Annotated in this window: 10 protein-coding genes, 1 tRNA gene and 1 pseudogene; 6 read left to right on the top strand and 6 right to left on the bottom strand. The window is 42.4% G+C overall.

Annotated elements, in window-relative coordinates:
* Positions 1-78: 78 nt before the first annotated feature.
* From AC5590_RS33810 to AC5590_RS33795, 4 genes are all read right to left on the bottom strand, one after another.
* Positions 79-456 (bottom strand): response regulator, encoded by a 378-nt coding sequence (locus tag AC5590_RS33810; RefSeq protein WP_169267586.1) that lies wholly within the window; start codon positions 454-456, stop codon positions 79-81.
* Positions 449-7,330, bottom strand: coding sequence for a PAS domain S-box protein (locus AC5590_RS33805; protein ID WP_169267585.1), 6,882 nt, complete (start codon positions 7,328-7,330; stop codon positions 449-451). Before AC5590_RS33805 ends, AC5590_RS33810 begins: the two co-directional genes overlap by 8 nt.
* A gap of 58 nt (positions 7,331-7,388) precedes the next feature.
* A complete protein-coding gene (locus AC5590_RS33800) occupies positions 7,389-9,542 on the bottom strand; it encodes a response regulator (RefSeq protein ID WP_348982743.1) in 2,154 nt (717 codons plus the stop codon).
* Between the two features lie 63 nt (positions 9,543-9,605).
* A complete protein-coding gene (locus AC5590_RS33795; RefSeq protein WP_169267584.1) occupies positions 9,606-9,782 on the bottom strand; it encodes a hypothetical protein in 177 nt (58 codons plus the stop codon).
* A 1,043-nt stretch (positions 9,783-10,825) separates the two neighbouring features.
* Between AC5590_RS33795 and AC5590_RS33790 the strand changes: the two genes are divergently transcribed.
* The 3 genes from AC5590_RS33790 (at position 10,826) to AC5590_RS33780 (ending at position 16,247) form a co-directional block, all read left to right on the top strand.
* Positions 10,826-13,831, top strand: a complete 3,006-nt coding sequence (locus tag AC5590_RS33790; protein ID WP_169267583.1) for a peptidase domain-containing ABC transporter — start codon at positions 10,826-10,828, stop codon at positions 13,829-13,831.
* Positions 13,832-13,937: 106 nt separating this feature from the next.
* Positions 13,938-15,533 carry a beta-barrel domain-containing protein gene (locus AC5590_RS33785; protein WP_169267582.1) on the top strand — a complete coding sequence of 532 codons (1,596 nt, stop codon included), beginning with the start codon at positions 13,938-13,940 and terminating at the stop codon, positions 15,531-15,533.
* A 216-nt stretch (positions 15,534-15,749) separates the two neighbouring features.
* Entirely contained in the window at positions 15,750-16,247 is a 498-nt protein-coding gene (locus AC5590_RS33780; RefSeq protein ID WP_169267581.1) for a DUF427 domain-containing protein, read from the top strand.
* A gap of 105 nt (positions 16,248-16,352) precedes the next feature.
* Here AC5590_RS33780 and trhO read toward each other — a convergent pair whose 3' ends face one another.
* On the bottom strand, positions 16,353-17,243 hold the full coding sequence (gene trhO / locus AC5590_RS33775; protein WP_169267580.1) for an oxygen-dependent tRNA uridine(34) hydroxylase TrhO: 891 nt from the start codon (positions 17,241-17,243) through the stop codon (positions 16,353-16,355).
* 85 nt (positions 17,244-17,328) lie between these two features.
* Between trhO and AC5590_RS33770 the strand changes: the two genes are divergently transcribed.
* The 3 genes from AC5590_RS33770 (at position 17,329) to AC5590_RS33760 (ending at position 22,314) form a co-directional block, all read left to right on the top strand.
* Positions 17,329-17,401: transfer RNA gene (locus AC5590_RS33770), tRNA-Ala, on the top strand.
* 388 nt (positions 17,402-17,789) lie between these two features.
* A complete protein-coding gene (locus AC5590_RS33765; protein ID WP_370460832.1) occupies positions 17,790-19,658 on the top strand; it encodes a ShlB/FhaC/HecB family hemolysin secretion/activation protein in 1,869 nt (622 codons plus the stop codon).
* A gap of 55 nt (positions 19,659-19,713) precedes the next feature.
* The gene (locus AC5590_RS33760; protein WP_169267579.1) at positions 19,714-22,314 is read left to right on the top strand and encodes a CHAT domain-containing protein; all 2,601 of its coding nucleotides are present in this window, start codon (positions 19,714-19,716) and stop codon (positions 22,312-22,314) included.
* 60 nt (positions 22,315-22,374) lie between these two features.
* On the opposite strand, the pseudogene AC5590_RS33755 reads toward AC5590_RS33760, so the two are convergent.
* A pseudogene (locus tag AC5590_RS33755) lies at positions 22,375-24,446 on the bottom strand (tetratricopeptide repeat protein); the annotation flags it as partial.

Here is a 24,446-nt window from a genome sequence, read left to right as displayed (position 1 = left end):
TTCCCTGTTCCCTGTTCCCTGTTCCCTGTTCCCTGTTCCCTGTTCCCTGTTCCCTGCTATAAAATTTAACGCCGAGATCTACTCACTCCAATCCATCAGTTGGGCTACTTGTTCGCAAATCAGCGTTGGATTGAAGGGCTTGGTGATAATTCCAGCGATATCCATTTGAGTAAAGCGCCTACGCTCGTCGGGTAATACCTTAGCCGTTAGCAAAATCACCGGAATCGTTTGAGTTGTTGGATTGGCTCTGAGTTGCTCGTAGAATTGAAAGCCATCCATTTCGGGCATTGATACATCAAGGAGAATAACATCAAAAATATACTCTTGGACTTTAAGAAGTCCTTCATGACCCGATTGGGCAGATTGTGTCTCCCACCCTCCCAAATCCTCCAAGCAAGTGCAGATAAGGTCTTGCAGCGATTCTTCATCATCAATAACAAGGATGCGTTTAGTCATGATTTTCTCTTGATGATATTGGCAATGTAAAATAAAAAGTGCTGCCTTCACCCAGCTTGCTCTGTGCCCAAATACTGCCCTGATGTTGTTGAACAATACTTTGGCAAATCGCTAAACCTAAGCCGGTTCCTCCTTTAGCACGAGAATCGGAAACGTCAACCTGTTGGAAGCGTTCAAAAATTGTTTCTAGCTTGTCGGCGGGAATCCCTCTACCTTGATCTTTGACTTGAAACAGAACTGAGTCAAACTGAGGTTGGGCTGATAAGGTAATAACCGAGTTAGGGGGGGAGAACTTGATGGCGTTGCTCAACAGATTGGTTAGTGTTTGAATAATAGACTCGGGGGAAGCCCAGACGCAAGCAGTGGTGGGAGTAATCGAGAGTGTAATGGAGGCTCCAAGAGCGATTGACTGTACCCCTTCAACCGCTCGTTGCATTAAATCTTCTGCTTGACTTACCTCCTTCACAAGCTGCACTCGCCCTGAAGATAAGCGTTCCAAATCAAGGATGTCATTAACTAGACGTACGAGGCGATCGCTGTTTGTCAAAGCTTGCTGGAGCATTCGTTTGGCTTTTTCGGGTTTGTTGTCGTACATACCAGTATTGAGCAAGCCTAAAAATCCTCGAATCGCCGTAAGCGGGGTGCGAAGTTCATGACTCACAACGGAAATAAATTCATTTTTCATCTGCTCAATAGCCCGCTGTTCGCTGATATCTTGGATCTGTGTGACATAATACAAAGACCCGTTGTGGGAATCTCGTACCAACGACAAGCTCGTTAGTCCCCAAGCGATGCGTCCTCCGCTGCACAAGTAGCGCAACTCCACTTGAGCATTGCGATTCTCGTTAGTCAGGACTTGCTTAATGCAATCCTGAAGTTGATTAACATCTTCTGGGTGAATTAGCTCAAATACGTTCACACTTACTAACTCTGATTCAGAGCAGCCAAGCATTTCACCTAGCATCGGATTGATTTGTAGCCAGCGATGATTTAATCCCAGCAGTGCCATACCAATGGGGGCATCATGAAACGCATAGCGGAACCGCTCTTCACTTTCACGCAAAGCTCTTTCGGCTTGTTTTATCTCGGTAATATCTGTTATCCGCACTAGATTGAGAACTTGATTAGCTATTGAAACGCGCTTAGTAGCCAGGTTGCCCCAGAATAAATTTCCTTTTCGGGTTACATATTCAATTTCCCGATTCCAGAAGCCTTTTTGGTCAATTTCTGTGACGATTTCCTTTAATTCGTTTGAGGAAAATGGACGAAGCTGAAGTGTGTGCCCTTGGATGCCAAGCAGTTCGGCTTTACTGTCCACTTCAAATAGTTCTACTGCTCGATAATTGCAGTCAGAAATCAGTAATGTTTTAGAATCGACCAGAAACAGAGCATCGGCAGATTCGTTGTAAATCGCCTCACGCAGATCTTTTTGCTGTTGCAGTTCTAATTCTGCCTGTTTGCGCTCCGTAATATCAAGTATCGTTCCGAAAAATTTTATCACCTGCCCTTGCTCGTTGATGACAGCCTCATATCTTCGATAAACGTGTCGAACTTCACCATTAGGGCGTATAATACGAAAATCTAATTCCTCGCCTCTGCCAGTCTTCATCGTTCGCGCGTAGCCCTCTTGCACTGGTGCTCGGTCATCTACATGAATCTGCTGGATGTATTGTTCGTAAGTTGGTTCACCTTGAGTTGGATCAAGACCAAAAATGCGAAATTGTTCTTCTGACCATCTAAATTTCCGTGTAATGAGATTAAATTCCCAGTTTCCCACATGAGCAACTCGTTGAGCAGCTTTTAAAGTCGCTTCACTCTCTTGTAAAGCGGCTGTCCTTTGAGTAACTTGCTTTTCTAAAGTACGATTATAGTCAGTTAAAATCTGCTGAGCTTGTTTGCGTTCTGTGATATCTTGAAACGTGGTAATCGCATACGCAATGTTACCCTTTTCATCAAAAATGGGTGTTCCTTGACCTTCGATGGGAATAATCTTACCTCCTTGGTGGATTTCTATATCATCTGCGATCGCCTGATCCCCCCTCAACGCCCGCACAATTGGTAATTGTTCACTCGGGTATTGCTCAGATGTCCTCGTAACATAAAGTTGATAAACTTCTCCCAATTGTTCGGCTGTAGCTGATGGCACAACTCCTTTACCCAGTAATTCCACTGCCATGCGATTGGTATAGCATGGTATACCTTGAGCATTTATCACTCCGATACCTATGGGTATTGCCTCTAAAAATTGAGTCAGCCTCCTCTCACTTTCACGCACTTCGGCATAAAGCTTGGCATTTTCAATCGAAATTGCTGCCTGCGAAGATAACAGTTTCAAGACTTCCAATCTGTCTGGCGTAAAAGCTCCAGTTGTCAAATTATTTTCCAGGTATAAAATACCTACCAGACTACCTTGATTGAGCAGGGGCGCACACAAAATTGATTTCGGTTGCTGTTTAACAATGTAAGGAGTACGAATGAAATTGCCTTCACCAGAAGCATCATTCAAAACAACACTTTCTTGAGTACGGATAACGTAATTGATGATCGCATCACAAACCATACGGTTATGACTGCTGCCACCAACTGTTTCAATAGGAATAGATGGTAATATTTTGAACTCATTATTATCAACAGTTCCTGATGCCTCAATCACCCATTGCCCATTCTTGTTCCCAGGCTCAAGCTGAGATTTAAAACTCAGGAGATAACCTTTCTGTGCCCCTGCATTCTCCAAGACAATTTTCATCATCTTTTCTAAGAGCGTAGTTAACACAATTTCACTCGACAGGGTTTGTGAGGCTTTGAGAACGCTGCTCAAATCGAGTTCACTAGATGTTTTTGAATCGGTACTGAAAATTGCATTAGGGGTGTAAGCTTTGTTCCTCTGTGCTGTTTTGGGAAAAAATTGGGGATAGCGTTGTTCTAAATCCTTAACCTTTGCTGTTGCTCCCCAGCGTGTGTAGGTGTAATGAGCTTCTTGCATATAAGTTTGGGCAAACTTCAATCTACCACGCGCTAAATAAAACTTGGCAGCTAACTCATAAGCTAAAGCTTCTTCTTGAATGAATTCGTTTTCCCTTGCTCCTTGAATTGCTTTTTCGTAAAACTCCTCAGCTTCAAAAAATTGACCGAAAACTCGTGCTTTCTCTGCCTCGACTAAATAAAATTTATGCAGATAATTCATCGGCGCATGAAATGCCCATTTCTGCATCTTCTTTTGGTTTGCATTCACTCGATTAAGGTAAGTTTCTTTTTCGGAGTTTGAAGCCTCGACAAATGCACCCAAATGTGCAAGCGAGTCATAAAAATGCAGTAAACCAGTAACTAGCATTGTACTTAATCCTTCTAGATATGGTTTCGCGAGTACTGCATTTTGGACGGCTTGTTGAGTGTCACCAAATAAATAACACAATATAAGTTTATTTAAGTAAAAAAATAACAGTTCTATTCTATTATTGGCTTTGATAGCAAGTGGTAGGCTTTGCTCCTCGTTATAGGCATCACCAAATAAGCGGATGGGATTTTCAGCTTTACCCAACAAATTGAGGACTGCTTGTCGAAAGATTGCTGTCCAATTAAAAGATGCTTGTTGGTTGATTCGAGCGATCGCTTTACTATAAATCGCTATCTCTTGTTCTAACTGTGTCAGTTCAGAACCAAGAAAGTATAAATGTTCACAAACATAACAAGCACAATAACCAGCATATTCAAAATCACCCGTTTCAACTCCGCTTTGATAACCCTCAATCAAAATAGATATTGTTTCCTTGATATGCTCCTTCCAGTGCATTGAGTGAGCACCAAATCCCAAGCAGATTTTGGCTTTTTCTTTCTGAGCATTTAAGCGTTCACCCAAAATTACAGAGAGTTTGCCAAAGTTATAAGCTGACTCATAGTCTTGGAGTATTCCACACAGAACAACTGTATACTGACCATAAGCAAATGCCGATAATTCTGCATTGCCATATTTGATAGATAAATTAATTTTTGATAGTGCAATCAGCAAGAAAAGATTAGGAGCCGCTATAAACGAAGCTGATGCTATACTCGATAGGACAAGCATTGCTGCTAGCTTGTCGGGTTCGGTCATCTTTGGTAGGTCGATTAAGTCCTCAATTTTTTGCCCCTCAAAAAGTGAAGCTGTTTCCTCCAATCCTTTTTTAATATCTAACTGGCTTGGTTCTTCTGGTAATATCACTCCTAACAAATTTAGTACTTGCAGCCCGATTTGAACAGCTTCTTTGAGGTTGCCCTCTGACACAAAAGCTTGAATTTTTGCATCATAAACTCTTATTTTATCTAGCACTTTTTTGGCATTTTTTAACACAACTAGAGCCAATTGCTCCATTGTGATAAAATCCCGATTCAGATACGCCGCCTCTGCTGCTTCTTCGTACAACGCTAGAGTTAAGTCATATTTTTGCTGCCAACTATCTGCATTTAAAAGTTTTAGCCCTGTATTCAAATACTCAAGTGCTGCGCCATAAGCTGTTGCTGCTTTGGCTTTTTGACCAGCCATCAGATTGAGTTTGGCAATTTCATTTCGCTCTTGTTGATGGGTTACTAATTCAAGCCCAAGATTGAGATGATCGACAATTTCAAATAACCCATCTAATAAAGCATCTGCTGAGGTATTCTGTAATAGTAGGTGACCTATTTCTAGGTGAATGGTTGTTTTTTGATCATCATCTATCAAAGCATAAGCTGCTTGTTGTACTCGGTCATGTAAAAATTTATAATCTTGAATGAATAGGTTTGTATCTAACTCAGATATACATAAGATTAATCCGGATTGAACTGCTGTCATTAAGTCAGAAAAAACTTCGCCATGAGATTTTTCACAAATAATAGAAAGGGTTTTTAAGTCAAATTCAGCACCAACACAAGCTGCTAAACGCAAAATCTGCTGTGTGGATTCTGGCAATTTATTTAACTCACCAATCATCAACTCCACCACATTGTCAGTGATATTCATTGCCGGAATTTGAGCTAAGTTCCATTGCCAAGCATTGCGTTCAAAATCAAAAGTCAGGAAATTCTCCGCGTGCAGTGTTTTCAAAAATTGATTAACGAAGAAAGGATTGCCATCAGTTTTACGCACTATAAGGGATGCCAACTGGCTGACTGATGGCATGTGTGCATGCAATGTATCAGCAATTAACTTGCTGATAGACTCAGTTTGTAAAGGAGCTAAGGTAATAGAATTGATAATAGCTCCAACATTACGCAACCTATCAAGAGTCATCATCAATGGATGAGTGCAGTTGACTTCATTATCTCGATACGCTCCAATCAGAAACAGATATTGTGTATCTGCATCTGTCATCATGAGGTTTATCAACTTAGGACTGGCGGAATCTGCCCACTGCAAATCATCCAAAAAGATGACTATGGGATGCTCTTTTAGACAGAATGTCCGGATGAAGTTTTGGAAAACAAGGTTAAAGCGATTTTGCGACTCAGCAGCGCCTAACTCAGGTACGGATGGCTGTTTGCCAACAATCAGTTCCACTTGCGGAAGGACATCAATAATCACCTGACTATTAGAACCCAAAGCAGATCCAAGTTTTTCTCGCCATTGCTCAAGCTGCGCTTCAGTTTCAGCTAACAGTTGGTATACCAATCCGCTGAACGCGCTTACAATAGCAGAGTAAGGGATATTTCGCTTAAACTGGTCAAATTTACCAGTTATGAAATAACCGTGTTTTTCAGTAATAGGTTTATAAATTTCTCGTACTAAAGCTGATTTTCCAACACCAGAATAACCTGTCACCAACATCATTTCGATTTTGGATTTTTGATTTTGGATTAGGGATTGGTGAGTCGTGAGTGATGATTGGGGGTTTTCCTCTCCTCTTCCGCCTGCGACTCGTTTCTCCTGCGGAGACGCTACGCGAACAAACGCTGACAGTAAAGTTTCAACTTCTGCCTCACGTCCATAGAGTTTTTGGGGTATTTGAAACTTGTCGGAAATATCAGTAGAACCAAGGGAAAACGATTCAATGTTGCCAGTTGTTTGTAATTGCTGAAGGCATTTTTCTAAATCAGCTTTTAGCCCCCAAGCACTTTGGTATCGTTCTTCTGCAGTTTTCCTCATCAATTTCATCACAATATCTGAAACTATCTTGGGAATAACTGTACCGCCCTTACTCTCTACAAGCTGATGGGGTGGAATTGGGTGTTGGGCGATATGACAATGTACTAACTCTAGGGCATCATTCGTTTGGAATGGTAGTTTTCCTGTCAGCAGTTCGTAGAAGGTAACACCGAGAGAGTAAAAGTCCGTGCGGTAATTAAGACTCCGATTCATTCGTCCCGTCTGTTCCGGTGAGATATAAGCTAAAGTGCCTTCTAAAACATTGGGATTTTTCAAGGTCGGATGAGAACGACTAATGAAAGTGGAAATACCAAAGTCAATGATTTTGAGTTGTCCAGTTACTGGGTTGAGAACAATATTGGAAGGGTTAATGTCTTTGTGGATGACATTGCTGTTGTGAATCGTACCCAAAATCTCAGCTATCTTGATGGCAAGCTTGAGAAATTCTAGTAAAGAAAAAATTGGGGAAAGGCAAAAACTCCCTCCTGCTTCCTTTAATAGACTTAAGGATGTTGCGCCAAAATCCTCAAGGATAATGACCAGAGTTCTCTCTATCGGTTCTAAGCCATACGCCTTAACCACTCCATCTAAATTGAGATTTCGAGTTATTTCATATTCCTGCTTATATCGAGTTAACTCAGATGGTGTGGGATAGTCATCTTTGAGAACTTTGAGAATAACAGGTTGATTACCTTCCTCTCGGATACCTCGATACACCAAGGAATTAACACTTTCGTAGATTTGGGCAAGCAGTTGGTAGCCTCGGATGGTAATCATCAACTTAAGTTAGGTGGCTCTGATATTTGAATTAATTAGGAATGACGAATTGTTTGGTTTAAGTTCCTATTCGCCGCTTCAAGGTTTTTAGTTCTTGCTGTAAGCGGGAGCGATCAATGCGACTGATAACACGGGTGACTAATTCAGGTCCTACTACAGGCTTACCGATAAAATCATCGGCTCCCGCCGCAAATACCTGCTGAATCGATTCTAAGTCTGTATGGGCAGTAACCACCAAAATCGGCAAATTTCCCCACTTAGGATCTTGTCGCACCACGCGGCACAAGTCAACGCCACTGTATGTTGGCATTTCCAAGTCGATCAGGAGTAAGTCAGGTGTTACGGTAGTTAATACCTCCCAAAACTGTTGGGGATCTTGCAAAGTCTTCACCCTCAGCCCCCAAGGTTGCAGCAGATTGGTTAATAACTCTAGTGCGAGTGGATCGTCGTCTAAAATCATCACTTTGGCTTGGGAAGGTTGAGATTTGGGCAGAACTTGGGCGATAAGCCGAAGGCTTGACGCTTCGCGTATCGCCTCAAATACTTCAGCTGTGCCCACTGGCTTGTGTAAAAATCGTTGTACTCCCAAACGAGAAACAGCAACTCTGTGTGTAAGATTGTCTTGCTCTGTTATTACCAAAATTGGTGTCGTGGGAAGCTGCTCCTTGAGTTTTTGCAGCAAGGTTAAACTGTTTTCAACCGGATCTTCTCCATTAAGATTAAGCAAAACAGCCTGGGGAGATTGAGAAATCACTGCCAGAGCGATCGCCCAATTACTAACCACTTCAATCCGCACTCCCCAACTCATAGCTTCGGTTTTCAGTTGATTGCTCAAGGATTGATCATCGATCTTACTTTTCACGGGATCGGTCAACCTCGCTTCCATTCCTCTCTCCTGCTTTTTGAGAGGCTTTGAATTCTCCCCCTTCCCTTTTAGGGAACTCGGGGCCCCCACGGAGGAGCCAGCGCCGTGGGCGGGTTTCCCGACTTGAGGCGACTGGCGTTGGGGATTAGGGTCAGGGGGCTGGGGGGTTAGGTTTGACGTTGGTTTTTCCACATGACGTGAAAAGTCAGCATCATCAATAACGAGCACCAGAGGAATTTGAGTTGGCTCAAGCTGTTCTTCCGTTAGTGGTGTGGGAGGTTTGCTGAGCGCCCCTTTGAGTTCGCTCAGGAGTCTTGAGAGTTGAGGGGCTTGCGTTGGCGCTAAAGGCTTGTCGTCTATGAGGAGATGTTCAATCGCCTGCGCTAACTTCGATCCCGTCTGGTAGCCAAACGATCCCAGTGTCCCTGCCAGTTTGTGTGCTTCGTTGCTCGCACGGTGCTGGAGTTCGGGCTGCAATTTCCCTGCCAGTAAGGCAAGTTCTACTTGTTCTAGCAAAGTTACCCGTTGGACAAACGTATCTTTGTAACGTTTTATGACTTTGTTGACTGAAGCAAGATTTGTTTGACGTTTTCCTTTCCCTGCTTCTGGAAGTCTGTGTATCTGTCCGCCCTGTTCACCAGAGAACACACCCTTTGTTCCCCCAGTCTTCGGTGGAGTCTTAAGTCGATAGCCCAAGCCATAGACGGTTTCTAGTACCTCGGCGGACATTCCCTGAGCCTTTAGCTTGTGCCGCAAGTCTTTAATCAGATTAGTCACAGTTCCTTCGCTAGGTATGGCATCCATTGACCAAAGGCGATCAATGATGTCACTGCGGCTAAAGATACGCTGCGGATTACGCAGGAACAGCCCCAGCAGGCTATATTCTTTGGGGGTTAGAGATATAAGTTGCCCTTTGTAAGTTACTTCTGCCGACACAGGATTGATGCAAAGATTCTCCCACGTCAGGACGGCTGGCGCTAGCTCGGTTTGTCCTCTACGCAGCAACGCCCGCATCCGTGCTAGCAATTCAGACAACTCGTAGGGTTTTGTGATATAATCGTCTGCGCCCGCATCCAATCCCTTGACCACATCAGCACTGTGATCTTTGGCGGTAAGTAAGAGAATCGGCTTTTGAACTCCTTGAGCGCGAAGTTGACGGCAAAGACTAATACCATCGAGTTTGGGAATCAGCAGATCCAACAAGATCAAGTCAAAGTTCGATGATGTTGCTAATACCAACCCATCTTGACCATGCCTTGCCAGATCAACCGTATAGTACTGAGCCGTAAGAACCTCACACAGTACTGCTGCGGTTGGGAGATCGTCCTCTACCAGCAGAATTTTCACAACCTCTACCTATTAACTGACTTTTGGACCACTGATTTTTTTACATTAGCATTTGCTAAGATATCATTTTTCTTGATAGGAAATTGCTTGGAATAATTGCGCTTCCAGCACTTCGTCTAATAGTGGTTCGGTACCAGGGTTTTGATGACCAAGAAAGGGGTGTAACTTTGGAATAAGATTGGGTAACTCAGATCTTGCACCATAATTCTTGTCCGCCAAGAAATAAATTTCTTGGCTCAAAGCTCAAGTAAGCTAAAGCTTACTGAATATACATTCCAGTCCGTTTTAACGGACTTTGACTATGCAGCCCTGTAGACGCCGGAGGCGGTGAGGGGGTCGCAGTCTTGGACGCCACTTCCTTCAAGTCGGGCATTGCCCGCCCAACGGAGTGGCTCCGCTTCCCGTCGATTGCGAACCCCGCGGATTATTCACAAACTATTTGTGATTGCTATATCATTAACAAATGATATAACAAAATATAAATTTTTATTGAACGACTAAGGAAATTTATAAAGAATTACTGCTAAATCTGCAAGTTTATTAAATAGAATTAAAGAAAATTTTCATTAAAAAAACTTTAAGTAAAGAAAAAAAAGACAAATCAAACCAAAAAATAATCATTTATGTAACTTTAATCTATTCATAATATAGTATCTATATTTTAGTGATCTCCGATCTGAGATAATCTGCAATAGTGGTAATATCATGTTCGGGTAATTAGTTATGATTTCCACGTTGACTGCACCCCACCCCTTTATCCCCTCCCCTTAGCAAGGGGAGGGGAGCCGAAGCGCAGCTTTGGCGGGGTGAGGTTCTTCAGCATGATAAGTAATCAAACGAACTTGATATAACTCAAAATAGTAAGGCTAGGAAGTCATGAGATGTCTCTAGTTTTACAATTAGCTAAGAAAAAGCTGACTGCTACAGAAGTTTTGCTACTACTGATGGAAAAAACTGCATTTATTTAGCCTATGCAAAGTATATATTGAGATTTTGTGCCAAAAGTGAGTGGCCGTGCATAACTGGCAAATATAATAGTCTGAAATTGCATAGATGATAGATTTAGTAGTAGAAGTTAATATTTCTAAGGTATTTTAACTTAGTTTGTTTTAGTATAATTTATGGTAACGTGCCTTATGGGCGTATACGATAAGCCACAAGAAAATATTATTTCACGAAATGAGCTTTTTCGGAAGCAGGTTTTTGGGTGTATATACTTAGAATACTTAGAAAAATTAGATTTCTTCTTTACTCTGAACTCTTAATCCCCAATTTTATGTGATATGGTCTACAGTAAGATCTCTGCTTTCCAAGAATTTGTCGCTACCCTAGAGGGTTTTGATCGCTTACCACCTGAGGTCATCGCCTCTGTATCACAAAAGCTGCAACCTTTGCGTTACCGTATAGGTCAAAAGATTATCGGTAAAGAACAAGTTCCTGATCGAGTCACAATCATTTATGAAGGCAAAGCTCGTCTGTTGGCATATGATCCACGTACAAATATGCCAACGACGTTGAACTTGCTGGAACCAGGAGCAGTTTTGGGCGAAATTAGTCTATTACGGCAAACTGCGTGCGAGATCACAATTGCTTCCAACGAAGTTATCTGTATAACATTGAGTGCAGCGGAGTATTTACGCTTACTCGCGATGTACCCAGCTTTTGCACAGGCTCGTCAAAACCGCTGTCATTTGATGGAAGTTTTTGATATCCTTACTCTTCAAAAGGAAGTACAAGCTTTAGGCAGCACTAAACTCAAAGAACTGACTCAAGACGCTTGGGCTGGAGCAAAAGTACATAACCTGCCACCAGGAAAAACTTTATTAAATCAACCAGATAACGATTATATTTGGTTTGTCAGTGGCGGTGGAACAGTCAAGGGCTTCTCTGTGGGTTCCAGATTGGAATTGAGTGATTTGCATCAGACAATTGAGGTACAGGGGAATACTCCGGCGCGGTTGTTGGGAATGCTCAGGTCTGATATTTTACTGCTAGACAGTATAGACAGACAACAGTATCCAATAGACGAGAGTGAGTCACAGACAACAGACTTAGAGATTCCATACGCAGCGGACGAAGAAATACCACCACAACCCTCGCAAGCGCAAGAAAAACATAAAACTAGAAAATATCCTTTTTATGGGGGTAGGGGACAACTCAATTCGGCGATCGCCTGTTTTCAAATGTTAGCCAAACACTTGGAAATGCCGTTTCGACGGGAAGTGGTTCGCCGCATTTTCAACGACCAGATGAGCCGTCAGGGTGTGATATCGTTTCAGCTATGTGCTTACCTGGCAGAGTTAACAGGATTAAAAGTACAGTTGGTGGATGTCCCCACTTCTGCTGTAACGCGCATACCCACACCAGCCTTGATTCGTTATGGTGACAGCTATGCTGTTCTCTATGAAACAAGTGAGCGCAATATTGTTGTTGGTGTCCCATCGAAGGGAATTCTACGCTTTAAACCCGCTGAGTTTATCAACCAGTTAGAAGTCGAAGAAAGCACTTACCCGCCTCAGTTTAGAGTTTTGCTCTTGTCTTCCACACCAGCAACCCCTCAGCAACGCTTTGGTGTACAGTGGTTTCTTCCTTATTTGTCGCGTTATCGCCGAGTTTTGATAGAAGTCTTTGTTGCTTCCTTGTTCGTACAATTGGCTGCACTGGCAAATCCTCTAGTCGTTCAGATGATTATCGACAAAGTTATTACCCAAAACAGTATCAGTACTCTGCACGTTTTGGGTGTTTTGTTATTAGTTGTCGGTCTGTTTGAAGCAGTGCTTACGACTTTACGGACTTACTTATTTGTGGATACAACCAACCGCATTGATATGGGTTTGGGATCAGAAATTATCGACCATATGCTGCGTTTACCGCTACGTTATTTTGAACGCAGACCTGTGGGGGAACTTTCCACTCGCATCAATGAATTAGAGAATATTCGTCAGTTTCTGACTGGGACTGCTTTAACCGTAGGTTTAGATGCACTTTTCTCGGTGGTTTATATCATTGTAATGTTAATTTATAGCTGGAAATTAACCTTTGTTGGTTTGATTACAATTCCAGTGTTTATTGCGATTACTATGGTTGCATCTCCTACGGTGAGCAGACAACTACGAGGAAAAGCCGAACGCAATGCCGAAACTCAATCTTATTTGGTTGAGGTGATGTCAGGAATTCAAACAGTAAAAGCGCAAAATATTGAGTTACGAGCGCGTTTTTCTTGGCAAGAGCGTTATGCTCGGTATGTGGGGGCTGGCTTTAAAACTGTGGTCACTTCGACTCTAGCCAATTCAACAAGTAACTTTTTCAATAAACTCAGTAGCTTACTTGTTTTATGGGTGGGAGCGTATTTGGTACTTGAAGGAGAGTTGAGCTTAGGAGAATTAATTGCTTTTAGGATTATTTCAGGTTACGTTACAAGCCCCATATTACGATTAGCTCAACTCTGGCAAAACTTCCAAGAAACTGCCTTATCTTTAGAGCGTTTAAGTGATATTGTTGATACGCCACAAGAAGCAGAGAAAGACCGCGATAATATCACATTACCTCCGGTGGTTGGATCAGTGAAATATGACAATGTTGCTTTCCGCTTTACAAACAATGGCCCATTGCAACTTTGCAATGTTACTATTAATTTTCCTGCCGGTAAATTTGTTGGAATAGTCGGGCAAAGCGGTTCGGGTAAAAGTACAATGATGAAGTTGCTACTGCGACTTTACGAACCCGAAGCTGGTAGAATTTTAATTGATGATTACGACATTGCCAAAGTAGAACTTTATTCTCTACGACGACAGCTTGGTGTCGTTCCTCAAGAGACGCTGTTATTTGATGGAACGGTTCAGGAAAATATTGCTCTGACGAATCCTGATGCATCAACTGAGGAAATTATTGAAGCTTCAAAAGTTGCAGCAGCACACGAATTTATTATGAACTTGCCCAATGGTTATAATACGCGAGTGGGCGAAAGAGGGGCTGGACTTTCTGGTGGACAAAGACAAAGAATAGCTATTGCTCGTTCTGTCTTACAAAGACCAAAATTATTAGTTTTAGACGAAGCAACGAGCGCATTAGATTACCCTACCGAACGGCAAGTTTGTCTGAATTTAGCAGAGACATTCAAGGGGAACACAGTGTTTTTTATCACCCACCGTCTCAACACTATTAGGAATGCAGATATTATTGTGGTGATGGATGGTGGTAAAGTTATAGAACAAGGAAGCCATGATGATTTGATGGCCTTGAGAGGTCATTATTTCTACCTCTATAATCAACAAGAAGTCCAACTGTAAGAAAAATCATAAATTATGATAGTATCAAATACATTTGATTCATAATTTATGATTTTTAATTGTTTCTCCTTTTCGTCATCTTTATCCTCATTCCCAGGTAAATACCATGACTGATTTTGATAATCGCTTTAATGGTCATAACGGTAACGGAACGTCTCAAAAAAGTAAAAAGTCTTCCGATTCAAAAATACTTACTGCCCAATTTAAGCCTCCTAAAACATCTGAAACAGATTTCAAACGGCAGAACTTTGGAGCATTAGAAGAATCTGTTGTGCTACGCCAATCTCCATTTTGGTCACGGAGTATCATGATCACATTAATGGTGTTAGCCTGTTTTGGAATTGGTTGGGCATACTTTGCCAAAATTGAGCAAGTTGTTCCTGCAACAGATGGTCAATTGAAGCCGCAAGGAGCAGTTAAAGACATTCAAGCTCCAGTTAGTGGAGTGGTGAAAGCAGTTTATGTTAAAGATGGGCAAAAAGTCAAGCCTGGAGATTTACTGCTGATTTTTGATTCTGTCACGACTAATGGTGAATTAAATTCTTTGAGAAAAGTTCGTACTTCCTTGATGCAAGAAAATCAGCTTTACCGCCGTTTGATACAGGTTGGTTCTAGTAGTGCGGCTGAAATGGAATTTTTACGAGGTAAACTATCTAGAGAAGCTGCTTTTCTTTTAAAAAACCGAGCAGCATTAGTAGCAGAAAATGAACTGTTGCGTAAGGAATTTAAAAACACTGGCGCTGTTGCAGGTTTTAATACAGAGGAACAAGAACGTTTAGCAATGGCGAAAAAAGAATTAGATTCTCGTTCTGCAGCGGCGCAATTAAAAGTCGAACAAAGCAAGCAGAAACTCGCTCAAAATGAAGTTCAACTTGGCGACGCCAAAGCAAGTTTAGCAATTGAGCAACTGATTTTAGATAGAATGAAGCTCCTATCAGAAGAAGGAGCGATCGCTCAGCTTCAATATCTACAACAAAAAAAACAAGTCCAAAATCTGACAGCACAAGCCGCACAATTTGTTAAAGAAGATCAACGCCTGAAGTATGAAATTCAACAGGGACAGCAAGAGACAACAAATACAATCGCTGTTTCTGGTAAAAATGTCCAGGAAAAAATAGCTGAGAACAGTAAGCGTGTTGCCGAAATTGATAGCCAAATCTCTAGAATTCTGCTTGAGAATGATAAGCAATTGGCTGATGTAAATAGCAAGATATTACAAGCGCAAACAAACATTAAATACCAAGAGATTCACGCTCCTGTCTCTGGCGTTGTTTTTGATTTACAAGCTAAAAATCCTGGTTTTGTGGCAAACAACAGTCAGAAGCTCTTGACAATTGTACCAAACGAGAACTTTATTGCAGAAGCTTTTATCACGAACAAAGATATTGGTTTTGTTAAGGAAGGAATGAAAGCTGATGTCAGACTTGATCCTTTTCCTTACAGCGAGTTTGGTGATATTAAAGGAGAAGTCATTTCGATTGGTTCAGATGCATTACCACCAGATCAAACACACCAATATTATCGTTTTCCAGTAAAAATCCGTTTAGCACAACAATCTCTCAATGCTCGTGGTAAAAAATTATCTTTGCAGTCAGGCATGGGTATTAACGCGAATATCAAAGTTCGAGAAGAACGGACTGTTATGAGTTTATTTACTGAGTTGTTTACGAAGGAAGTTGACAGTCTTAAACAAGTTCGTTAAGCAAATCAAAATAGACTTAGCTTGAAAATAGAACGGGCTGCGCCCTTGCACTGTATAGGAACTCCTGACTCACCAACTCACAAAGGAAAAATCTTTTTTTTATGGCAAGGTTTGTGGGTTCTTCCCGTACAAGGCTCGCTTGAAAATCAAATCACAGATTAACGATGATTTATCTCGTGTTAATCTGTGATTCGAGTTCTCATTATACAATCCAAAATGTTTAGACCCCAACCCATTGAACCAGGTCCCGGACAAGAGTCAGTGTGGGACTATCCTCGTCCACCTCGGCTTGAGGATACTAATAAACATATTCAAATCATTTTTAACGGTGTTAGTATTGCAGACACTCACCATGCTAAGCGTGTTTTAGAAACCAGCCATCCACCTAGTTACTACATCCCGCCTGAGGATATCAAAATGGAATATTTCTTGCTCACACCACAATCTAGTTTTTGTGAGTGGAAAGGACGCGCTGGTTACTACACAATTCGTGTCGGTGAGAAACAAGCCCAGAACGTTGCATGGTTTTATCCCAATCCTACACCTGCCTTTGCATCAATTAAAGATTATGTTGCTTTGTATGCTCATGTTATGGATGCTTGTTACGTTAATGGAGAAAAAGTACAACCGCAACCAGGGAATTTCTACGGTGGTTGGATAACGAGTGATATTGTTGGACCTTTTAAAGGTGAACCTGGAAGTTGGGGATGGTAAGGTGTTTAACAGTTATCAGTTATCAGTTATCAGTTACCAGTTACCAGTTACCAAGTTAAGGGAAGTCAAGAAATCGCTTCCTCTGTTCACTGCGTAGGTAGTTGTTCACTGATTTAACTTTCTAGCCAAATCCAACTGTCGTTTTTTCTCCTGTTGACGTGCCTTTTTATCTTCTGAAAGAGTATCAAAACAAGATGGGCAAGAAACGCCTTCTTGATACTTGGAAGATGATTTATCAGCCTCAGAAATCGGATGTCCACAACTTGGGCACAGATCATAACTACCTGGTTCTAACCCATGACGCACAGCGATGCGTTGATCAAAAACAAAACACTCACCATCCCAGAAACTCTCAGACTCTGGGACTTCTTCTAAATATTTGAGAATTCCACCTTTGAGGTGATAAACTTCTTGAAATCCTTGGGACAGCATAAAGGAAGAAGCTTTTTCGCAGCGAATTCCCCCAGTACAAAACAGGGCAACCTTTTTATGCTTGTTGGGATCGAGGTGGTTGCGAATATACTCTGGAAATTCACCGAATGATTCAGTTTGAGGATTTTGCGCTTTTTTGAAGGTTCCAATACTCACCTCATAATCGTTGCGGGTGTCAATCACGGTGACTTGTGGATCCAAAATCAGAGCATTCCAATCTTTGGGGTTGACATAAGTACCCACTTGTTGATTGGGATCAACTCCAGGCAATCCGATAGTAACAATTTCTTTTTTCAAACGCACTTTCATGCGGTCAAATGGTGGATCATCAGTATAAGACTCTTTGTGTTCCAAGTCTGCTAAGCGAGAGTCTGATCGCAAAAACAACAAAACTGAGTCAATTGCCTGACGAGAACCTGCGACTGTACCGTTAATGCCTTCCGGTGCTAATAGAATTGTTCCCTTAACGTTATGGGCTTGGCATAAAGAAAGCAGAGGGTATTGTTTCTGTGCAAAGTCTTGCAACTTAACAAATTTATATAGTGCTGCAACAACTATGGTCATTTTTTTGTAAATCCCCTTTCGCAAAACAATAATATTAGGTTAAAATAATAACGTTCAGATAAATGACCATTCATTGACCTATTAAGGGGGTATAGCTCAGTTGGTAGAGCGCCTGCTTTGCAAGCAGGATGTCAGGAGTTCGAGTCTCCTTACCTCCATAAGTTCCTTTTGTATTCTATCCAAGAATTGCGAGTTTCAGATACTCGAAAAACTAAATCAATAGGTGCAAACTTCTGTTTAATGTAGAGACGTAGCATGCTACGTCTCTACAGTTCGTGTGTATTCTACCCAACACCACTGCCAAGCATGCTGGGACTTACTCTCACAAGATTGCAAAAAGACTTTTGTCATCTTGTCTCATTTTTATCCGAAACAAAGGAAAAGAGCGCGAATTCTGGTCGTTCCTCACAAATAAACGATAACCATTTTAATTTTTGCCCTAGAACTCCGATTCCTCTAAAATTATCGAATCACAGGCATTGATTGTTGATGCCTAAAAACTAGCACTAAATTCTGTTTGTTCCCCCACATCACTTCCCTGTTATCATGCTCACTAAAAGTTGCAAAAATTTAGGGTTATCTAAAGACTGGTATTGTTTGAGTTTGGTTCCAATCATCGTTGTGATACGCGTAGCGTCAAGCCTTTGGCTTATCGCCCCTTGGGCGGCTGCTTTTGGGAGTATGGCACCCAGCGGGGCAAAGCCCATCGCACAACCACTGCAAGCACAAGTTATCAACACAACGCCAATAAACGATCAACGCGCCCAAACTCCACCCCAAGCGCCTCTACAACGCGATAATCAGCCGCCTTCTACCCAGCCACTTCCAGAACAAGCGCCTCCTTCCCCCTTACCACCACCAGATCAATTACTTCCTCCACCCACCACAACACCCACCACTCCCGAACAGGCAATACCTAGTGACGTTTCTCAAAGCATCACTGTTAAAAAATTTGAAGTCACAGGTAGTACAGTCTTTAGCCCTAAAGATTTTGCCAAAATTACGACACCATACACCAACCGCCCAATTACACTTGCAGAATTATTCGAGGTACGAACGAAAATCACACAACTGTATCTTGATAAAGGATACATCACATCCGGAGCCTTAATTCCACCACAGAAGCTTCAAGAAGGAATTGTAGAAATACGAGTGGTTGAGGGTTATCTGGAGAACATCAAAGTCTCTGGGATACGCAGACTTAATCCTGGCTACGTGCGAAGTCGCATTGCCCTAGCGACAGGCAAACCTTTGAACCGAGAACGTCTACTGGAAGCATTGCAACTTTTGCAACTCAATCCCTTAATTAGCAACCTATCTGCTGAACTATCTGCAGGTTCGCGTCCTGGGGTAAATTTGTTAGAAGTGAAGGTTAAAGAGGCAGAGACTTTTAACGTACAAATTGCCTTAGATAATGGGCGTTCTCCGGCTGTAGGTAGTTTCCGTCGGCAAATCGAAGTCAGCGAAGCCAATCTTTTTGGATGGGGCGATCGCGTCATCGCTAGTTATACTAATACTGATGGTAACAATGCTTTTGATTTTAGCTACTCTGTTCCTTTTAATGCCCGCAATGGCACAGTTAGCTTTAGCTTTGGCTTTTCTGATAGCGATATCATCGAAAGACCTTTTAATGTCCTTGATATTCAATCCGACTCTACCTACTACGAACTCACACTACGCCAGCCCATCATCCAATCTCCAACTCAGGAATTGGCATTAGGTGTGAGTGCAACTCGCCGTGAAAGCAAAGCCAGTTTACTCAATGGGGAAATTCCCTTTTCAAGTGCGGTGGGGGCTTTCGGTGCAGATGACGAAGGAAAAACACGGATTAGTGCTGTGCGTTTTTTTCAAGAATGGACCCAGCGCAGCAGTCAGCAAGTTCTTGCCTTTCGTTCTCAGTTCAGTTTAGGACTTGATGCTTTTGATGCCAATAGTTTCTTGGCTTGGAGAGGACAAGCACAGTGGGTGCGCTTGTTGGCTCGCGATACCGTGTTATTACTGAGAGGAGACGTACAATTTGCAGACCGACCGCTTGTTCCATTTGAACAATTTAGCTTAGGTGGTATAGAAAGTGTCCGAGGCTACCGCCAAGATGCTTTACTAACAGACAATGGTATCTTTGCTTCTGCTGAAGTGCGAATTCCCATTGTTCGCTTCTCTGGACGCAATAACCTTTTGCAACTCACCCCCTTCTTTGATGTTGGCACAGGCTGGAACCGTTCTGGTAGACAGGGTAGTAATTTGGAGCTAGAAGATAATACACTTGTTTCTGGGGGGTTAGGGTTGCGTCTACAACTTGAAAACTGGCTGACTGCCCGCTTTGACTGGGGTATTCCGATAATTTCCATACCAGGGGAGAAAAATACATGGCAGGAAAACGGTTTGTATTTTTCTATCATTGTTAATCCTTTTTGATTTAGTTATGAGTCATTAATTATTAGTTTTCTTCCTTCTTTTAAGAAGTAAGTATATGAAGAGACACCATTTCATCCGGTATTACTTGGTTTTGGCTGTTATAACCGCTTTGTTGTGTGTCCTTGGTTCACCTGTGCTGGCAAAACTTCCTGCCTCACCTGCTGCTCCTACTTCTTTACAGCAAGAGGGAAAAGTACTGTATGATAATGGACGGTATGCTGAAACTGTGCAAGTATTGCAGCAAGAAGCTCTGCAATACCGATCGCAAGGAGATAATCTCAGACTTGCTGCAACTTTGAGTAACCTTTGTTTGGCTTACCAACAACTTGGTGCGTGGAATGATGCAAAGCAGGCGATCGCAGAAAGCTTAAATATTTTAGGATATCCGCAGCAGCAGATCAGGGGACAAGCACACCCGAAACTTAAAGTTCTTGCCCAAAGTCTTGATATACTAGGTCGTTTGCAACTCGTAACAGGACAACCACAAGAGGCTTCGGTAACTTGGCAGGACGCGCAAAAGGTTTATAGCAATATTGATGATAAAAATGGCGTCGTGCGATCGCGCATCAATCAAGCAGAAGCATTACGAACTCAAGGTTTTTACCGTCGTGCAGAAAAAACCCTGGAAGATGTTTCTAAAATTTTACAATCACAGCCAGACTCTTTAGAAAAGACAGTGGGGTTGCGATCGCTTGGTGATGTCCTTCAGGTAGTGGGTAAACTGAAAGATTCTCAAGATGCTTTACAACAAAGTCTCGAAATTGCCCAACGCCTGAAATCTCCAGCCCAGATCGGCGCAAGTCTTTTTAGTTTAGGAAATAACGCCACTACACAGCAGCAAACACAACAAGCAATAGAATTTTATCAAAAAACAGTTCAAGTATCTCCCTCACCTCTGACAAAAGTCCAAGCGCAACTCAATCAGTTGACTCTTCTGATTGAGAATCAACAATTAGCACAAGCGCAAACTCTGATACCATTGATTCAACCCCAACTCGACACACTCCCCCTGACTCGTTCTGCTATCTACGCTCGGATTAACTTTGCTCATAGTCTCGGGAAGCTAACGCTGAGCGGAGTCGAAGCGTTAGGAGAACAAACACTCACCCCATCTTTCTCTACTCAACTGCTGACTACTGCTGTTCAACAAGCCCGCGATTTGGGTGACAAGCAATCAGAGGCATATGCTTTGGGAAGTTTGGGTGGTTTGTACGAAAAAGCTGGGGAGTGGTCCGAGGCGCAAAATTTGACGCAACAAGCGTTACTATTAGCACAGGCAAGTCACGCACCAGAAATTGCTTATCGCTGGCAATGGCAACTAGGAAGATTACTCAAGGCAAAAGGAGATATAAAGAAAGCGATCGCAGCCTACGATACTGCTGTAGACACTCTTCAGTCTTTGCGCAGTGACTTAGCAGCAGTGACACAAGATGTACAGTTCTCTTTTCGAGACAGTGTAGAACCTGTTTATCGGCAATCAGTGGAATTACTTCTAAAAGAGCAACAAACACAACCTAATAACAAAAATTTAGAAAAAGCTCGTCAGCAAATTGAAGCATTACAATTAGCAGAATTAGACAATTTCTTCCGGCAAGCTTGCTTACTCGGTCAAAAAGTTCTACTCGACAAAGTGGTAGATCGAGATAACCCCACTGCTGCTATTCTTTACCCGATTATTCTTGAAGACGAACTTCAAGTTATTGTCAAAATCCCTAAACAACCCTTGCAACACTATAGCACCAAGATTAGCCAAGCCGAAGTGGAAAAAATTGTCGGCGAACTGCGGCAGAATCTTGTCCAACCATATGCGATTAAAGCATTCAAAACCCAGTCGCAACAGGTATATAATTGGTTGATCAAACCAATTGAGTCTCAACTGCAAAAAAGTGGGGTAAACACCCTCGTGTTTATACCTGATGGAGTATTGCGCAATATACCGCTATCTGCACTTTACGATGGCAAGCAATATTTAGTGGAGAAATATGCGATCGCCCTGAGCATAGGTTTGCAACTTCAAAATCCCAAACCCCTAGCGCGGGGGCGGCTGAATGCTCTCACCGCAGGGCTGACTCAACCGCCACTGGGATATAGCCAATTTTCACCCTTACCTGCAATTAAGACAGAGTTAAACCTGATAGCCCAAGCTGGAATATCAACAACCAGCCTTTTGGATCAGCAATTCACCAAACAAGCTTGGATGAGCAAAGTGAATGCTACTCGCTTCAACATTTTACATCTGGCAACACACGGTCAGTTTAGTTCACGTGCTGATCAGACTTTTATTTTAGCTGCCAATGGTCCAATTAACGTTATAGATTTCGACAATATCCTTCGCACGCGAGATGAAAAGAAACCAGAAGGTGTGCAACTGTTGGTTTTAAGTGCTTGCCAAACAGCAGCCGGAGACAACCGTGCAGCTTTAGGTTTAGCTGGTGCAGCCTTCAAAGCGGGCGCACGCAGTACAGTAGCATCCTTGTGGCAAATTGATGATGAATCAACAGCACAATTTGTTGGTGCTTTTTATACACAGTTGAAGAATGTCAATATGACTAAAGCAGAAGCTTTGCGTCTTGCTCAGCTACAACTATTGAAACATCCTAACTACAGTTCTCCTAGCTTTTGGTCTGCTTATGTTTTAATTGGTAATTGGCTTTAATTTGTCCTGTTATTTCTTTGAGTCCGAAGCGAAGCCAGCCAGCCAAAAAATTTAGTTTTATTATCTTGATTTTTTAGCGTTGGCTTGCTTCAAGATTTCAGAAGAAACAAATTGTTTTTTGATTGCTGCAACTGCTCCTAAATCCCATTCATAATCTTGATATAAGTCTTCTGTAGGATTCTGGATAGCAAACAGCGATTGAAAGTCAGGGCGTTGTCGCAATTGTACCTGTTGCAGCAGTTGACAACTAGGGGCGTAACTTACGCCGTTAGGAAAAATATCGCATAAGAAATCGCCGTTAGCCAAAGGAAGTGCATGGAGAGGAAATAGGTGCAGGTAGTGATGGGGAATGAGGACAAGGCGCGAACAAGTCTCTGGTACTAGCTTAAGAATGTCTTCCAGATGCAAAATCTCAGCGAGGTGACGCAGGCGAGAGGCAAGACTATTTTTCCACTCAGTTTTTTCTGGCTGATAGTAAGCGTTGAAATACTCGTTAGCCCAATTTATCCAAGCATTCTCCTCATCAGTTTGCTTAGATATGTTCAACCGTTGGAGACTATCACGGGTGATAATGAATGTCTCAATGCCTGCACTGGTAATATACCACTCGATAACGGCAGTTTGGTGATCTAAAGTTGCTTGGAATTGGTCAAACTTGAAGCCATAACCAATAGGGAGGTAACTGTCTTGTAATTCTTTGCGTTTCTCTCGTAACTGCTGGAGATGTTGCGCTAGGGCTGTTGGGTTTTCGGCTTTGTGATTTTGGAGTTGATTCTGACCACTAGCAATTTCACGTCGAAGTTGTTCTAGTTCAGTGACAATTTCTGGAGGGAAGATGGTATTCAGGTCGCGCTCAAGGATAAGTTCAACTAAGTTACGGGTTTTGCTGCGCTCAACATATTCAAAAGCTTCAGTGATGTTGCCCAATTCCAAACAAACTTTTACCATGCGCCTATAAAGTTTGTTCCATTCTTCTGCTTGTTTGCGTTTGCTTTGATCACCAGAAACAATTTCCCCGCGCAACAACTCTGCTGTTTCAATAGCAGAATGAAAAGTTGTGTAAGCTTCAGTTAAGCGTTGTGCATCTTGGTAAGCAATACCTAGGTTGAATGATGTGTCAGCATGGTTTTGGGGAAACGCTTGGCGGGTGTAAACTTCCAACGCAGCAGAGAAAGATGCGATCGCCAATTCTATATTCTGTGCTTTCTCCCCCAATATTCTGTTACAGTAAGCATTCCCCAGATTATTTTGCGTCGTCGCCCAATCTTGCGGGAAAGCGTCGCGGGTTCTAACAGACAAAGCATTGGTATAGGATGCGATCGCCAATTCTAAATTCTGTGCTTTCTCCCCCAATATTCTGTCAGAGTAAGCAGCCGCCAGATTATTTTGTGTCGCCGCCCAATCTTGCGGGAAGGCGTCGCGGGTTCTTACGGACAATGCAGCGGTGTAAGATGCGATCGCCAATTCTAAATTCTGTGCTTTCTCCCCTAATATTCTGTTACAGTAAGCAGTCCCCAGATTATTTTGCGTATCTGCCCAATCTTGCGGGAAAGCGTCGCGGGTTCTTACGGACAAAGCATTGGTGTAAGATGCGATCGCCAATTCTAAATTCTGTGCTTTCTCGCCCAATATTCTGTCACAGTAAGCATTCCCCAGATTATTTTGCGCGTGTGCCCAATCTTGGGGGAAGGCGTCACGGGTGAACACGGTTAAGATAGCTTCATAACCAGCGATCGCAATTTCCATGTTGCTGGCTTTGTCACCCAAGGGGAATTGCTGAATCAGATTACTAACATTGCCAATATATCCAGCGATGGATTGTATGTCATTTGTCTGAACTTTCGCCAGCCTATTTGTCACCCAACGCCGCAAGACTTCTACTAAATTCAGATTGAGATATTTTGTGTTGTTTGCCAGTAACGGGTAAACTACCCGCGCATCACCTCTACTTTCTGCTGTTGCTCGCAGTACCGTCATCAAGAATTGCAGATGCGCTTGTAAATCCTCTTCTGAAATGTTCACAGCAGTTGGTGAGGATAAATTCAACGCTTCCCTCAACTGAATTGCCAGATTTCTCAACTCACATCTTGCACCTAACCGAACAAACCCGTAAAAGGCAAATAAGGAGTACA

The sequence above is a fragment of the Brasilonema octagenarum UFV-OR1 genome (genome assembly GCF_963888615.1).
GTDB classification, from domain to species: domain Bacteria; phylum Cyanobacteriota; class Cyanobacteriia; order Cyanobacteriales; family Nostocaceae; genus Brasilonema; species Brasilonema sennae.
The sequence above is the reverse complement of the archived record's forward strand: the minus strand, read 5'-3'. Positions and strand labels throughout refer to the sequence as shown.